General features: G+C 69.6%; 12 protein-coding genes. 6 read left to right on the forward strand and 6 right to left on the reverse strand.

Going from position 1 to position 15,239, the window contains the following annotated elements; translation table 11 throughout:
• Positions 1 to 61 precede the first annotated feature (61 nt).
• The 6 genes from KF684_06670 to KF684_06695 all read right to left on the reverse strand — a co-directional run bounded on the left by KF684_06670 (position 62) and on the right by KF684_06695 (position 8,912).
• Positions 62 to 892, reverse strand: a complete 831-nt coding sequence (locus KF684_06670) for a TIGR00730 family Rossman fold protein (GenBank protein ID MBX3352600.1) — start codon at positions 890 to 892, stop codon at positions 62 to 64.
• Positions 893 to 1,074: 182 nt separating this feature from the next.
• Positions 1,075 to 1,725: a hypothetical protein gene (locus KF684_06675; GenBank protein ID MBX3352601.1), complete on the reverse strand. Its 651-nt coding sequence runs from the start codon at positions 1,723 to 1,725 to the stop codon at positions 1,075 to 1,077.
• Positions 1,726 to 1,945: 220 nt separating this feature from the next.
• Complete coding sequence (locus KF684_06680; protein ID MBX3352602.1) at positions 1,946 to 2,743, reverse strand: hypothetical protein; 798 nt, start codon at positions 2,741 to 2,743, stop codon at positions 1,946 to 1,948.
• A 29-nt stretch (positions 2,744 to 2,772) separates the two neighbouring features.
• Positions 2,773 to 4,029 (reverse strand): beta-propeller fold lactonase family protein, encoded by a 1,257-nt coding sequence (locus KF684_06685; GenBank protein MBX3352603.1) that lies wholly within the window; start codon positions 4,027 to 4,029, stop codon positions 2,773 to 2,775.
• A 161-nt stretch (positions 4,030 to 4,190) separates the two neighbouring features.
• The gene (secA, locus tag KF684_06690) at positions 4,191 to 8,366 is read right to left on the reverse strand and encodes a preprotein translocase subunit SecA (GenBank protein MBX3352604.1); all 4,176 of its coding nucleotides are present in this window, start codon (positions 8,364 to 8,366) and stop codon (positions 4,191 to 4,193) included.
• Between the two features lie 162 nt (positions 8,367 to 8,528).
• Positions 8,529 to 8,912 carry a hypothetical protein gene (locus tag KF684_06695; protein MBX3352605.1) on the reverse strand — a complete coding sequence of 128 codons (384 nt, stop codon included), beginning with the start codon at positions 8,910 to 8,912 and terminating at the stop codon, positions 8,529 to 8,531.
• 107 nt (positions 8,913 to 9,019) lie between these two features.
• Between KF684_06695 and KF684_06700 the strand changes: the two genes are divergently transcribed.
• The 6 genes from KF684_06700 to KF684_06725 all read left to right on the forward strand — a co-directional run bounded on the left by KF684_06700 (position 9,020) and on the right by KF684_06725 (position 14,927).
• Positions 9,020 to 9,799, forward strand: a complete 780-nt coding sequence (locus KF684_06700) for a biotin--[acetyl-CoA-carboxylase] ligase (GenBank protein MBX3352606.1) — start codon at positions 9,020 to 9,022, stop codon at positions 9,797 to 9,799.
• 37 nt (positions 9,800 to 9,836) lie between these two features.
• A complete protein-coding gene (gene lnt, locus KF684_06705; GenBank protein MBX3352607.1) occupies positions 9,837 to 11,702 on the forward strand; it encodes an apolipoprotein N-acyltransferase in 1,866 nt (621 codons plus the stop codon).
• A gap of 46 nt (positions 11,703 to 11,748) precedes the next feature.
• Positions 11,749 to 12,867 (forward strand): HEAT repeat domain-containing protein, encoded by a 1,119-nt coding sequence (locus KF684_06710; protein MBX3352608.1) that lies wholly within the window; start codon positions 11,749 to 11,751, stop codon positions 12,865 to 12,867.
• A 375-nt stretch (positions 12,868 to 13,242) separates the two neighbouring features.
• Positions 13,243 to 14,097, forward strand: coding sequence for a hypothetical protein (locus KF684_06715; GenBank protein MBX3352609.1), 855 nt, complete (start codon positions 13,243 to 13,245; stop codon positions 14,095 to 14,097).
• Between the two features lie 25 nt (positions 14,098 to 14,122).
• On the forward strand, positions 14,123 to 14,326 hold the full coding sequence (locus tag KF684_06720; protein MBX3352610.1) for a hypothetical protein: 204 nt from the start codon (positions 14,123 to 14,125) through the stop codon (positions 14,324 to 14,326).
• 85 nt (positions 14,327 to 14,411) lie between these two features.
• Complete coding sequence (locus tag KF684_06725; GenBank protein ID MBX3352611.1) at positions 14,412 to 14,927, forward strand: DinB family protein; 516 nt, start codon at positions 14,412 to 14,414, stop codon at positions 14,925 to 14,927.
• Positions 14,928 to 15,239: the final 312 nt, after the last annotated feature.

The following is a 15,239-nucleotide window of genomic DNA, read 5'->3' on the forward strand; positions in this document are numbered from 1 at the left end:
TTGTATCGGCCGGGCCGGGCGCCGGGCTGAGCGGAGAGAGCCCGGGGTTGGGGAGGCGCCCTCAGCGAACCCGCTCCAGGTCCTTCTCGGCGCCCTCGTAGCCCTTCTCGCCCAGCGCGGTGATGGGCCTGGGGGCCTTGCGCGTGGGCTTCTCGCCCGGGGCGCGCAGGACGATGCGGCAGATGTGCTCCACGGCGTCGGAGGGCGAGTCGGTCACGAAGAGCAGGTCGATGTCCTCGGGCGAGATCGTGCCCTGCGCGACGAGGCGCTCGCGGAAGAAGTCGAGCATGGGCAGCCAGAACTCGCGGCCCATCAGCACGATCGGGAAGCGGTTGATCTTCTCGGTCTGCACGAGCGTCGCGACTTCGAACAATTCGTCGAGCGTGCCGAAGCCACCGGGCATCGCGACGAAGGCGTAGGAGTATTTCGCGAGCATGACCTTGCGCACGAAGAAGTAGCGGAAGTCGAGGGAGTCGTCGAGGTAGGGGTTGGGCTTCTGCTCGAAGGGCAGGACGATGTTGCAGCCGATGCTGCGCCCGCCGGCCTGCTTGGCGCCGCGGTTGGCGGCCTCCATGATGCCGGGGCCGCCGCCGGTCATGACGGTGAAGCCGGCCTTGGCGAGTCGTGCGCCGACCTCGACGCCCTGCTGGTAGTAGTTGTTGTCGGGGAGGAATCGCGCGGACCCGAAGACGGTGACGCAGGGGCCGACGAAGTGGAGGTGCCGGAAGCCGTAGAGGAACTCGCGGACGATGCGCAGGGTGCGCATGGCCTCTTCGAGTCGGGAGCGCGGGCCCTCGAGGAAGCGGTTGTCGTCGTAGCCCGGGCGGATGGGGAGCCGCTCGTGGGCGAGGCCGTCGGGGATCATGTCGGGCTTGTTGTCGTGCTCGTCCATGCGGTTCGTCCTCGCGCGCTGCGTGCGAGTTGTACCACGGCGCGCCGTCGCTGGCGAGCGGGAGCGGGTCCCGGGGGAACGAACAAGGCGCCGACGAGGAGGTGTACTCCCCGCCGGCGCCGAGTGATCTCTCTCTGCGAGCGCCCTACGAGCGCTCGCGGAGCGCAGTGAGCGGTGCGTGTTCAGTCGCGGCGACGGCGCGACGCGAGGGCAGCGAAGGCGAGCATCGCGACGCCTGCGCCCGGGGTCGGGAGCAGCGCGATGTTGTCGAAGCCGATCACGAACGGGCGCAGGAAGTCTGGCCCGTCGGTGGAGATGGTGAGGGCGTCGACGTCGGCGAGGATGGAGAGCCAGTCGCTCTCGCTCACGCCGAAGGTCGCGGCGGTGAAGTCCAGGCCCATGCCGACCCATCGGGTGGTCGTGAAGATCGGCGCGGTCTGGGCGGTCGCGACGAGGCCGTTGGCGCCCTCGATCGTGACGATGACGCTGAACACGTCGGGTCGCGAGCCGATGGGCGGGATCGAGCCGACCTCGTAGGCGCGCGAGACGATGGTGGTGTCGAAGGTGAACGCGCCCCCGTTGTAGGAGGTCAGCGCGCCGGTGAACTGCGACGGGGCGGACGCGACGCCGAAGGCGCCGCTGGCGCTTTCGATCATCAGGTACCCACCCGGGACGCCGCCGGTGTCGGCCCACTCGACGGCGCCGACTTGGGCGGTCCATCCGCTGGTGCCGTCGTCGAACTCGGCCTTGATGACGCCGGCGAGCGCCGGCGCGCTGAGCAGCGCGGACCCGGCGACGAGGCGCATCGCGAGCGCGAAGCGGTTGCTGTGCATGTGATCTCTCTCCTCGCACCGGGCGCGGACGCGCACAAAGTGGCCGCGAACCGGGGCGTATCCCTGCGACTGATGTGCCTCGGGCTGTGCAGGCCCGTGGACTGACTCGGCATCAGTATACGGGGGGAGGCGAGGAAATGATTCCCGTACGGACACCGAAATGCGCACATTCAGCGCAGCCGATGACCCGGGGGCTCATAGCGGGGAGAGATGGGTAAATTCAGCTCGCGCAGGCGGTTCCGAACGCGGAGAGGACGGCGTTCAGGTCGGCGAAATTGACGACGCCGTCGGCGTTCACGTCGCCCGGGAAGTCGCCCGGGGCGCCGGAGAGGCCGAACTCGCTGAGGACGCTGTTGAGGTCGGCGAAGTTGACGACATTGTCGCCGTTGGCGTCGCCCGGGCAGGGATCGTCGCCCCCGAGCCCGATGGAGTCGATGGAGGTGACGTCGATGTCGATACGTGTGAAGGGGAAGACCAGGCACAGGCCGTAGGCCTCGACATCGATGAAGTTGCCGGCGTCGCCCCCGACGGTGGTGATGGTCACCCCGCGCCGCTGGCCGCAGGGCGCGTCCAGGGAGGCGCCGGTGAGGGCGAGGTCGCCGGTGAGTCGCATGATGACGCGCCGGATCAGGATGTTGACGGCGGTGCCGTCGGGCAGGATCGCCGGGATGCACTGGTCGACGAGGACATTGGCGTCCCAGCGGACCTGGGTCGGGGAGAGCTCGGTCCCGACGAGGGTGACGGGGAGGGAGCCGGGGAAGCCGATGTCGCCCAGGTCGATGGTGATGTCGAGCGACCCGCGTCCCTTGGGAATGCACTGCGGCGGGACGTCCTTGTCCTCGATGGTCTCGTTGAACTGCTGCGCGCCGGTCGCGGCGATGTTCGCGGCACGAAGGTCGAAGGAGATGTCCTGCCCGGCGCGGAGCGCCTCCACCGGGGTCGACCCGGCGAGCGCGACGGACGAAGAACCCGCGACGAGGGCGAGGGCCCAGACGATTCCCTGCATGGACGGACGCATCTCTCTCTCCTGGTTCCGGTCGCGCGCGCTCAGACGCACGAGACGCCAAAGTTGGACAGCACGATGTTCAGGTCGGCGAAGTTCACGACGCCGTCGTTGTTGAGGTCGGCCGGGAGGTCGTCGCCGGCCTGCCCGAAGGCGGACAGGACCTCGTTGAGGTCGGCGAAGTTCACGACCTGGTCGCCGTTGGTGTCGCCGGGGCACTTGGTGACGGGCGGGACCCAGACGGCCATGTACTGCGGGCGCCCGCCGTTGGTCGCGTAGGCCGGGGCGGTCTGGGTGAGGGTGCCGTCGGTTTCGATCTTGTAGACGATGACGCCCACTGGCGAGCCGGAGATGCTCGATTCGTCGGTGACGTAGACGTACTCGCCGTCGGTGGCGACGTCGCGGATGTCGCTGCCGATGAGGATGGACTGGATGGACGCGCCGATGGAGCCGTCGGGGTTGATCGGCAGGACCTGGAGCGTGTCGCTGACCACGTGGCAGACATAGAGGTAGTTGCCGGTGGGGTGGACGGCCATCTCGACGGCGCTGTTGCCGCCGCCGGAGGGATACGCGGCGCGGAAGGTGAGCGCGCCGGTGTCGGGGTCGATGTCGTAGGCCTGGATGACGTTCTGAAGGCCGGTGGAGCCGTAGAGGATCGGGAGGAAGGGGTGGGTCTGGAGCGCGAAGATGGTGGTCGTGCCGGTGGGCGCGCCGAGCGAGGTCAGCACGCCGGTCGCGGTGTTGATGGAGAACGAATAGAGGTTGTTGACGCCCGAGCCGGCGACGTAGACGAACTTGCCGTCGGGGGTGGAGGCGGCGCAGGTGGCGAATGTCCCGGCGGGCTTGCGGTCGACCTCCTGGACGCGCCCCTGCGCGTTGACGAAGGAGCTGGTCACGCCGTTGATGAGCACGGAGGGGATGATGATCCAGCCATCGCGTGTGACGGTGAGACTCAGGTTGCCGTCGGGGTAGAGGGTCGGGGCGGCGGCGGCGCCGAAGGAGCCGTCGGCCAGGATGGGGAGGGCGAAGACCTCTTCGACGACGGCGTTCTGCGTGCCGTTGATGACGATCGCGTAGTTGCCGTCGGGCGTGAGGGCGATGCCCTGCGGGTTGAAGCCGGCGGCGGCGGTCTCGAGGAAGGTCATCGCGCCGTTGGTCGGGTTGACCTCGAACGCGGCGACGCTGCCGGGGCTGCCGACGTTGTTGGTGACGTACAGCGAGCGGACCGTTGACTGCGCGTGGGCGGCGGTTCCGATCGTGCCTGCGGCGCAGAGGATCGCCATCGTGCGGGTGAGTCTCATGCTGCTCTCCTTTCCTCGAGTGAGGGCATCGTCAAGCGCACGGCGCGGCACGCCCCCTGCGTGCCGCGCCGGCCTTCTCTTCCTTCACGGGCAAGGTACAGCAAACCGCGGGCGAGGTCGAGAGAAACCTTGGAGAATGCGCGCGGGCGTCGCGGGACCGGTCAGGTCGTGCCGCCGGAGGGCCCTTCGGACGCCGGAGGGGCCTGGGGCGAGGGAGGCGCCGGGGGCTGAGCAGCGCGGGCGCCCGACGGGGGCGCGCCGAAGCCGGGGCCGCTGAAGGTGCCCGAGCCGAAGTTCATCGCGCCGGCCGGGCGGGGCGACTGGGGCGGCGCCCCGGCGCTGACGGCGGCGGTGGCGACGCCGGGCTGACCCTGGCCCTGGCTGGCGGCGGCGCGCTGCTGCATCGCGAGCATCGCCATCTGCTGCTGGATCGCGGCGGAGGGCGAGATCTTGAGCTTGAACACCTGCTCGCAGACGCGGTCGCGCACGGTGCGGCTCATCTCCTGGAAGAGTCGCGAGCCCTCGCGCTTGTACTCGATGCGCGGGTCCTGCTGGCTGAACGCGCGGAAGCCGACCGAGTCACGCAGCTGGTCCATCGCGTAGAGGTGGTCCTTCCACGCGCTGTCGACGGTCTCGACGAGGATCAGGCGCTCGAACTGGGCGAGCTCGCCGCGGATCGCCATCTCGACGGCGCCTCGGAGCGCGTGGCGCTGGTGCTCGCCCTCGAGGTCGCGGATCCAGGCCGGCATCTTCGCGCCGAAGCGGGTCTGGAGGCGCTGCTCGACGAGGTCGGGGTCGCCCTCGCCCAGGAGCGCGTCGATCTCGCGGTCCATCTTTCCGGTGGAGACGAAATCGCGCGAGACCGCGAGGAGTTCCTCGCGGATCTTGGGGGGCATCGTGGAGCGGACCTTGGCCTCGTCCCAGTTCAGCCCGTAGCGCTGGTTGGCCCAGCGCACGAGCCCGGAGAGGGCCTGCTCGGGGTTGTAGCGGATCATGCCCGTGGTCATGTCCATGATGAACTCAACCGGGTACTCGATCTCGCGCTTGGCGTAGGCGTCGCGCGCCTTCGACAGGAGCGTGTCGGGGGCGCGCTCGAGTTTCTCCGGAGTGCCCCAGATCTCGTCGGGGTCGACGGTGATCTCGAAGACCGAGTGCATCCAGCGGCACAGCTCGCGCGGGCCGTAGTCCTCGCCCGTGTAGTCGGAGATGCCCGACAGGTCGGCGGCGTCGGCGTGTCGCTCGGACGCTTCGATGAGCATCTCTTCGATCTGGTGCGCGCTCATGGTGCGCAGCTCGCTGGGCTTGAGCTCGACGCGGAACTCGCGCTGCGCCCAGGCGGCGAGGCCCTTGAGGTCGGCGTTGGCGTCAGAGGGGTCTCCGGCGGCGCCGTCGTCGGCCTTCTCCTGCGCGTTCTCGCCGGCGCCGGGGTTGAGGTACTCGCCCAGCGTGACGGCGATCATGGCGCGGAACTCGTCCTTGGCGATGCGCCGGATGCGCGCGTCCATCTCGTCGGCCTCGCGGCCGCGCAGGCGCTCGGGGGGGATGGAGCAGTTGAGCTGGCGGCGCGCGTACTCGGCGGCGCACTCGCCGGCGTAGCCGGGCGCGAGGTAGGTCGAGACGGAGTCGCGGACCGCGTCCTCGATGTACTCGAAGACGAGCCCCTTGACCTCGCGCCCCTCGAGCACGCGCTGGCGCGTGCCGTAGAAGGACTGGCGCTGGTGCTCCATGACCTCGTCGTACTCGAGGATGTTCTTGCGGATCTGGAAGTTCCGCTCCTCGACCTTGCGCTGGGCGCGCTCGATGGACTTGGTGAGCCAGGGGTGCTCGATGGCGTCGCCCTCGCGCATGCCCAGTCGCGAGAGGGCCTTCATGGTCGTCTCGCCGGCGAACATCTTCATCAGGTCGTCTTCGAGCGAGACGAAGAAGCGCGTGGAGCCCCGGTCGCCCTGGCGGCCGGACCGCCCGCGCAGCTGGTTGTCGATGCGCCGGCTCTCGTGGCGCTCGGTGCCGATGACGTGCAAGCCGCCCAGGCCCTCGATGGAGTCGACCCACGAGAGGCGATGGAGCGAGAAGCGTCCCTGCTCGTCGAGGGCGGCGCGCAGGTCGTCGGCCGACGCCTTCTCGACGGAGCCGGGCTGCATCCAGGTGTACTTGGAGGCCCAGTGGCGCAGGAGTCGCAGCTCGAGCTCGTCGAAGGGCATGGCCTTGGCTTCGTCCTTGCCGATCTCGATCTCGCGCGGCGCGATCTTGCGGTAGCACAGCTCGCGGACCTGCTCGTCGGTGGAGTCGACGGTGAGCTCGCGCGGGGCGAGGTTGCGGCGCTGCCAGTGCTCGAGGAGCTGGGCGCGGGTGATGCGCCCGAGCTTGATGTCGGTGCCTCGGCCGGCCATGTTGGTGGCGATCATGACGGCGCCGAGCTGGCCGGCGTCCTCGACGATGTTGGCCTCGCGCTCGTGCTGCTTGGCGTTGAGGACCTCGTGCTTGACGCCGTGCTTCTTCGCGAGCATCTGCGCGAGCATCTCGCTCTTCTCGACGCTGGTGGTGCCGACGAGGACGGGGCGCCCGATGTCGTGGAAGTTCTTGATCTCGTCGACGATGGCGTCCCACTTGTCGCGGGCCGTGAGGTAGACGACGTCCTGGAAGTCGCGCCGGATGACGGGCAGGTTGGTGGGGATGCTGACGACATCGAGCCCGTAGATGTCGTGGAACTCCTGCGCCTCGGTGTCGGCGGTGCCGGTCATGCCGGCGAGGCGCGTATACATCTTGAAGAAGTTCTGGATGGTGATGGTCGCGACGGTCTGCGTCTCCTGCTTGACGGGGACGGCTTCCTTGGCCTCCACCGCCTGGTGGAGCCCGTCGGACCACTGGCGCCCGATCATGGGCCGGCCGGTGAAGACGTCGACGATGACGACGCTGGCGGTGGTCTGTCCCGTGAAGCGGTCGGGGACGTCCATCACGACATAGTCGCGGTCGCGCTGGTAGACGACGTGGGCGCGCAGCGAGTTCTCGAGGAGGTGGGGCAGGTCGATGTTGTCGCCGACGTAGAACGACCCGAGGTCGGCGATGCGCTGGGCCTCGGCGATGCCGTGGTGGGTGAGGTGGGCCTGCTTGCGCTCGAGCTCGATCTCGTAGTACTGGGTGAACTTGTCGCGGGCCTTCTCGAGCCCAGGGAGTTCGGACTGGGCGATCTTGAGTTGCTTCTGCATCTCGGGGATCGCGGCGCGGTCGCGCGCGTTGCGGATGTCGCCCTCGATGCCCTTGATGCGGCGTTTGCAGGCCTCGACCTTCTCGTCGGCCTGGGCCCAGGGGCGGTTCTTCTCGACGAGGTGGCGCGCGAGCCGGTCGGCCAGCTCGTAGCGGGGCTGGTCGTCGTGGGCCGGGCCCGAGATGATGAGGGGCGTGCGCGCCTCGTCGATCAGGGTGCTGTCGACCTCGTCGACGATCGCGAACTCGCGCTTGCGCTGGACCTGCTGGTCGACGCTGCGCTTCATGTTGTCGCGCAGGTAGTCGAAGCCGAACTCGGAGGTCGTGCCGTAGACGACGTCGCACTTGTACATGCGGGCCTTCTCGGCCTCGTCCTGCATGTGCTGGGGGTGGATGGCGCCGACCGTGAGCCCCACGGCGCGGAAGAACGGGAAGGTCCAGTCGCGGTCGCGCTGCACGAGGTAGTCGTTGACCGTGACGACGTGCACGCGCTTGCGCTCGATGCACGCGAGGTAGGCGGCCAGGGGCGCGACGATGGTCTTGCCCTCGCCGGTCTTCATCTCGGAGATCTTGCCCTGGCTGAGGACCATGGCGCCGATGAGCTGCACGTCGAAGGGGCGCGAGCGGAACGGGGGCTTGCTCTCGGGGTAGAGCGCGCGGACCGCGTCGTAGAGCGCGGGGGGGATATCGACGACCTCCCAGCCCTCGATCATGCGCGTGTTGCCCAGCAGGTCGCCCTCGGGGGTCACGGGCTCCATCGTCGCGATCCTCGCCTTCACCTCGTCGTACATCCGGCGCGCGTCGGCCGGCAGGCGCGAGGGGTCGAACCGCGAGGCGTGGATCGGGTTGAAGATCGCGCGGATGCCCACGGCGCGGTCCATCGCTTCGCGCGCGACGGCGAAGGTCTCGTCGAGCAGGTCGAGCGTCCGGGCCCCGGCGTCGACGCGCCGGCGCAGGTCCTCGGTCTTCGCGCGCAGCTCGGCGTCGGTCAGGGCGCGCATCTGCGGCTCCATCGCGCCGATCGCGTGCACGTGCTGCATGTAGCGCTTCACGAAACGCTCGTTGCGCGTGCCGAAGATGACCTTCAGGAAGGGGCCGATGACGGGGATATCAGCGTTGCGGCGGGAAGCCATGGAACGGTCTCTCTTGCTGGGGAACAGCCCGGGCGGCCCGCGACGATCGTGCCCTGACGGCGCGACCGACCCTGCGGGACGGGCGAATGGTTCGGCGATGGTTGTCGGTGGGGTGAACGGTCGTCGCGCGGCGCGTCGTCGCCCCGGAGGGGCCCGACGCGATCAGGCGACAGACGGGGGCGGCAGCGAGCACCGACCGGCGCGCGCGTGCTCGCGCGGGGCGTCGGCCCGGCGCCCGGCGGTCGCGCCCGAATCGCTCGCGACGAGGCGGGTCTTGGCGGGCAGCGACGCGCACAGGCGACGCTCGGCGTGCGCGTCGCGCGCGACGACGATCCGGACATCGTGCGTCGAGGATCGCGAGGCGCGGTCCGAGTCGGCCCGACCCGCGGCGACGACGCTCCAGACGCCCAGCGCCGGGTCGAGGACCGCGGCGCCGCTGACGCCCATCAGGACGAGCAGCACGAACGCGAGGGACGCCCCGCCGCCGAAGGGGCGGGCGCGACGGGCGCGTGCGTGGTCTCGCGTTTCGGTGGGCATGGGGGTCACGAGCGCCCGTAGTGTAGAGTCGTCGGTGCGACGAGGACGGGCCGAGACGGTTTCATCGGCGTGCGGAAGAGTCGGCATCACCAAACAAAGACCGACCGGAGTTCCCGATGCGTGTGATCGAGGTCGACAGGACCGAATCGACGATGCGCGACGCGCGCGACGCGATCGCCCGGCACGAGGTGGACGAGCCGGCGCTGTTCGTCGCCAGGGAGCAGACCGGGGGCGTGGGGCGTCTCGGGCGCGCGTGGTCCAGCCCCCGGGGCGGGCTGTGGATGACGGTGGCCGTCCCCCTGCCTCCCGGCGAGCTGCCCGGGGTGCTCGACGGGCTGGGCCTGCGCGCCGGCGTCGCGATCACCGACACGCTCTCGCTGGCGCTGGTGCGCCTGGCGGCGTCGATGGGCTGCAGCGGCGACGGGCCCTCGGCCCCTTCGCCCCTCACGCAGCTCAAGTGGCCCAACGATGTCTACCTCAACGGGAAGAAGGTCGCCGGCCTGCTGACCGAGACCACCAGCGCCATGGAGCACCCCTATCTGCTGCTTGGGCTGGGCGTGAACGCGAATTTCCCGACGAGCGACCTGCCTGACGACCTGCGCGATCGCGCGACGACAATCCTCGCGGAACTGGGGGCGCCCGTGAACCTGAATGCGCTCCGAAACGCGCTCGCCGACGCGCTGCTCGACGCGGCGCATGAGCACTCGGTGCGGTTCGAGACCGTGCAGCGCGCGCGAGGGCTCCTCTTCGGCGTGAACCAGCCGGTGCGCATCACGACGGGCGCGGCACGCGAGCCCCTCACCGGGACGCTGATGGGCCTGTCGGACCGGGGGCTGCCCCTGGTTCGCACGGAGCGTGGCGTGGAGGAAGCGTCGCCGGGCAGCGAGGTGGGGTGAGAACGGGCTGGGGTACGGATCTTCTACACTCTGGGGCGTGAGCAGCCAGCCGAACGAGACCGACCCGCGCATGCCCACCATGCCGCTGATCAAACTCTCCGGGAGACCGAGGGCAAGCGCGTTGGCTGCGGGCCTCGTCTACGCCCTCGCGTTGTATGCGAGCTTTGAGACCGGAGCGGCGTCCACACCCTTTCATACCTTCATTGGCATCGTCGCCTTTTGCTACGCCGCGACGCGCCCCGGCGCTTCGGCGCGCAGCATCGCGTTGTGCTTCTCGCTCGCGACAGTCCCGGCGTTCGCGCTGCTGCAGACGTGGTTGATCCATATCACCGCCCCGGGGTACGTGGGCGTGCTGTTCGTGATGTCGGGGTTTCTCTTCGTCGCGATGTGGCTCTCGGTCCGCGTCGCGCGAAGGGCACGGTCGATGTTCGCGGCATGCGTGAGCGCCGGGCTCCTCCTGGCGGCCGCGGAGTTTTTCCGTGGACGGCTCTTCCTGAGCGGGTATCCCTGGTACACGCTCTCGCAGCCGCTCCTCGACATCCCGGGCGTGCCGACGCTTGCGTCGCTCATTGGCATGCACGGCGTGCACACGCTGGCGTGCGTCGTGGGGGGCTCGATGTCGTGGCTGCTGCTGTCTGGGTCGGCTTCGACGACCGGGCGGAGCGCGGGCGGGTGGCGCGGCATCACAGGCGGGCAGTGGGTGCTCGCGGGTCTCGCTCTGGCCGCGATGGGAGTAGGCGTCGCGGCGCGCGCGACGAGGACAGAACTGCGCGACATCGGCCCGGGAGAGGGCTTCGCGATCTCCGTCGTGCAGACAAACGTGCCGCAAAGCAACAAGCAGTCGAGCGCACCGGAGGAACGCGTGCGCCAGCTGCGCGATGCGCTGGACGCCACGCGGTTCGCGGCCGAGGGCGCACGGATGGGCTTGGGTGCGGATACGGCGCTCATTGTCTGGCCCGAGACGATGTTCCCCGGCGCGGCGCTCAACGCGGAAGCGGTTGCGGCGCTGGGGGGTTCGGGCGTCCCGTACTTTCAGCTCGCCGAGGGGATGCGGGATGCGCTCGTGGAAACGCAGGCCTCGCTCAACATCCCGATGCTGATCGGCGCGATGGCGCTGTCCTCGGCGCGGATCGTGGAGGACGAGGAACCGGGGTATGTGCGGCTCCGGCACGACGGGGCGTTCAACAGCGTCTTTCTGGTGAACGAAGGACGGGTGCACGAGGAGCGGTACGACAAGCTGCACCTGACGCCCTTCGGCGAGGTGATGCCGCTGATCTCGCGCTGGGACTGGCTGGAGCGACAACTGCTGGCGTTCGGCGCGCCGGGGATGTCGTTCGATCTGGAAGCGGGGACCAACCCCCATCGCTTCGAGGTTGATGGCGTGCGGATCGCGACGCCGATCTGTTTCGAGGCGACCATGCCGCACGTGTGTCGTCGGCTGGCGTTCGAGAAGGGCGAGCGCCGCGCGGACATCCTGATCAACGCGACCAACGACGGCTGGTTCGGGGATTCGGTGAGCGGACGCACGGTGCACTTCCTGCTCGCGCGCTGGCGGGCGGCGGAGCTGGCGACTCCCGTGGTGCGCGCGGCGAATACTGGGATATCGGGGTTCATCGACGAGCGAGGGCGCGTGTACTTCCGGGGCGTGCGGGGCGTGCTACAGCCATCCAATCGGCCGACGAGCGTTCTCGGCTTTGCGCAGGCCGAGGTCATCCTTCACGCGCGCATCGTCCCCGGCACGCGCACGACCCTCTACGCGCGCACCGGCGATGTCGTCGGCTGGGGGACGCTGTTCGCGGGCGTCGCTCTCGCGGCGTGGGGCGTCTGGCCGAGAAAGAATGGGCGCCCCGACCGGGACGACGCCGGGTCCGGGGCGAACCCGGGGGCGGCGACGAACGCATGAGTGATCGCACCCATCCCTGATTCACCTCGCTCCGGAGCGACCCGCTATGGCTGACCAGACTCTTTGGATCTCGCTGCTGACCCCCCACGCGCTGCGCGCCGTCAGCGGCGCGGCGCTGCTGGCCGGGGCGACGATCCTCGGGGCGGGGTCGAGCGCCCTCGCCCAGCAGCGCGGCGGCGCCCTCCAGCCCCCTCGCACCAACGCCGATGTCACGGCGCAGACCTCACGCTCGCAGCTGCGCGAGCGCGCGATCGGCGTCCTCGAAGAATTCTCAAAGAACGACGACGCCCAGACACGCGCCAACGCGATCGAGGCGCTGCAGAAGGTCCCCGGGCGCGCCGAGCTCGCCATCGAGCGCGGGCTGCGCGACGAGAACATGGGCGTGCGCTTCGTGGCGGCGATGTCCGCCTCGCGGATGCGCCTCGTGTCCCAGGTCCACAACATCGAACCGCTGCTCGACGACCCCGAGCCCATCGTGCGCGCGGCGGCGATCTGCGCCCTGCGGCGCTGCGGGCGCAACGCCGACCCGACGCTGCTGGCCAACATGCTCGCCAGTCGCGACCTGCGCATGCGATCGCAGGCCGCGTTCCTGCTGGGCGAGATCGGCGACGCGTCGGCGATCCCGATGCTGCGCGACCTCTCCAGCTCGCACCCCGACATCGGCCTGCCCAGCGAGCAGCGTCTGTTCCGGCTGCAGGTCGCCGAGGCGCTGGTGAAACTCGGCTGGAAGGACGCGATCCACCCGGTGCGTGCGGCGCTGTACCCCTCGAGCACGGAAGAGGTCGAAGCGTCGATCCTGGCGGCCCAGATCCTGGGCGAGCTGCGCGATCGCGCGAGCGTGGCGGAGCTGGTGAACCGCATCGAAGACCGGGTGTCCGGGCCCGGGTCGCCGCACCTGATGCCCCCCGAGATGCGACTTGCCGCGACGATCGGCCTGGCGAAGATGGGCTATCGCGACGGGCGGTATGTCGCGATCCAGTACATCGGGGCGCCCCCCCCTCCCCTGCGCTCACAGGCCGCGATCGCGCTGGGCGAAGCGGGCGTGGTGGAGGACCTGCAGATCCTCGACGCGCTGATGCTGGGCGACGAGAGCCCCATGGTCAGGGTGGCGGCGGCGTCGGCGATGGTCTCGCTGGCGGACCGGCTCGCGAGCGGGATCCGCTGAGGGCGGGCGCGAACAGACGCCTGTCATCCGTCGGAGAAGCGTCCTGAGCGGTCGTGTTTCGGGCGCGTCGCTTGACGGATCGGTCGCCCCCACGCTATCACCTGCCCCCGCGTCTGTCGGAGACGACGCGGTTCTGAGGTTCCGCCACGGATGGCAACCGTCTGCGCCCCCTCGTCGTAGAGGGTTGCCGCGACGCGCCGCCCGGCGTGAGGGCGGACGACCGCGCGTCGCCGAGCTATATTGATCGCCCCGAACCGGACGCATCGGGTCACCGGGTTTCTTCCCGGCCCCGGGTGTTCGTCACCCCGATCGAGCAATCTGAATCTCCGGGCCGCCGCCCAAGGCCCGGTCATCGCCCGCAGGAGCCGAGTTCCCGTGCACATCCTCACGAAGATCCTCGCTGTGTTCGCCGCCGTCCTGGCGGTCGGTCTCTCGGCCCTGACGATCGCCTACACCGCGAACGCGGAGCGGATCCGCGCCGACTACCAGGCGCAGGTGCTCCGCTCGCAGCAGGCCGAGGCCCGCGCCGGCGAGGCGTCCAGCTCTGCCCAGCAGAGCATCGCGTCGATCCAGCGCTCCCTCGACGACGAGCGCAAGATCACCAGCACGCTGCTGAGCGAGGCGTCGCAGCTCCGCCAGGAGAACGCGCGTCTGCTCACCGAGGCCCGCTCCTCGCAGGCCGACGAGCAGTCGATCCGCTCCAAGCTCGACCAGCTCGCCGCCACCAGCGACACGCTCTCGCGCATCGTCGCGTCGTACCGCGAAGAGGTCGCCTCGCTGCGAACCAACGAACTCCGCTACGCGCGCAACGAGACGCAGCTGGCCGATCGCGTCAACGACCTGACCGGCCAGCTCGAGGTCGCCCTCGAGAACAACCGCGCCCTGCAGGAGCAGCTCGTCGAGGTCCGCAACCAGCTCGCCAACATCGGGCGCACCGGCTCCCCCACCGGGACCGACGGGGCGCTCGCCGCCGCCGTCCCGGTTCGCGCCCGCGTCACCAGCGTCACCCGCGGCCCGGCGGGCGAGCTCCTCGTCCAGATCAACGCCGGCCAGTCCGACCAGCTCCGCCCCAACATGGAGCTCTCGCTGGTCCGCGGCGGGAGCGAGTTCCTGGGCAAGGTCCGCCTCACCCGCGTGGACATCCAGGAAGCCATCGGCGTGGTCGACTTCCTCGGGCGCCCCTCGCGCGACATCCGCACCGGCGACATGGTCGTCAGCGTCCTGCAGTAAGCCGCCTTTCTCTGAGGAGCCCCCCATGAGTCAGTTCGGCATGCAGATGCCCGGCGCCCGCACCAAGCGAGCCGCCTCGATCAATGTCTACACAGGCCTGCTCTTCGTGGCAGTCGCCTGCCTCGTCGCCGCCACCGCGGTCGCGTACATCAGCGGCGCCAAGATCGCGCCCGATGGCAAGCCCTGGAAGATTCAGGAAAAGGGCCGCATCGCGCTGCCCAGCAAGTGATCCCGACGGTCCGACTGACACTCTGAACGACCACTCAACGCACCTCCCACCGGGGGGTGCGTTGTTCGTTCTGTAGAATGGGCAGATGAACGCCCTCAGAACCTACGACTATCTCACGCTTGCCCGGGCGCGCGTCTTCGGATGGGCCAGGCCGCTGACCCCGGAGCAGTACGGGCGAGAGTTCCCCATCGGCCCGGGCACGCTGGGGAAGGTGCTCACGCACACGATGATCTCGGAGTGGTACTACATCGAGCGCCTGCTGGGGCGCGAGGTGCCGCCCTACGCGGCGTGGCCTATCCGCGACGAGACGCCCCCGGCGTTCCCCGATCTGGTGTCGATCTGGACCGAGCAGGCGAAGGCGACGCGTGCCACCCTCGCCGGCGTGCGCGACTGGGACGCTCCGGTGCGGTACCGCGTGACGGACGACTCGGGGCGCCTGATGGAGGTGCGCGCGAGCGCGGGCGACCTTTTCACGCAACTCGCCCTGCACGAGGTCCACCATCGCGCGCAGGCGATGAACATCCTGCGGCAACTCGGGGCGAAGGTCGAAGAGATCGATTTCAACTCGATGATGTATGACCGGAAAGAGGTATCGGTCTGAGACTGTGGTGGCGTGGTGCGGCCGCAGTCATGCCACGGGAGAGAAGAGATTCACCGCAGAGGACGCGGAGGTCGCGGAGGGGGGAGAAAGGGGGCGCACTCTTGTCCCCCCTCCCGCTCGCGGGAGGGGGCAGGGGGAGGGCGAACTGGCAAGTGTTCTCCTTCCGAAGACCCTCCCCTAACCCCTCCCGCGAGCGGGAGGGGGACCGGAGTACGCCACACCTCTTTCTTTCTTCCTGCTCCCTATTCCCTCTTCCCTGCTCCCTTCCCCCTCGTGCCTCTTGCCTCATCCCTTGTGCCTTCTGACTCGTAC

Source organism: Phycisphaeraceae bacterium, assembly GCA_019636675.1.
Classification (GTDB): Bacteria; Planctomycetota; Phycisphaerae; order Phycisphaerales; family UBA1924; genus JAHBXC01.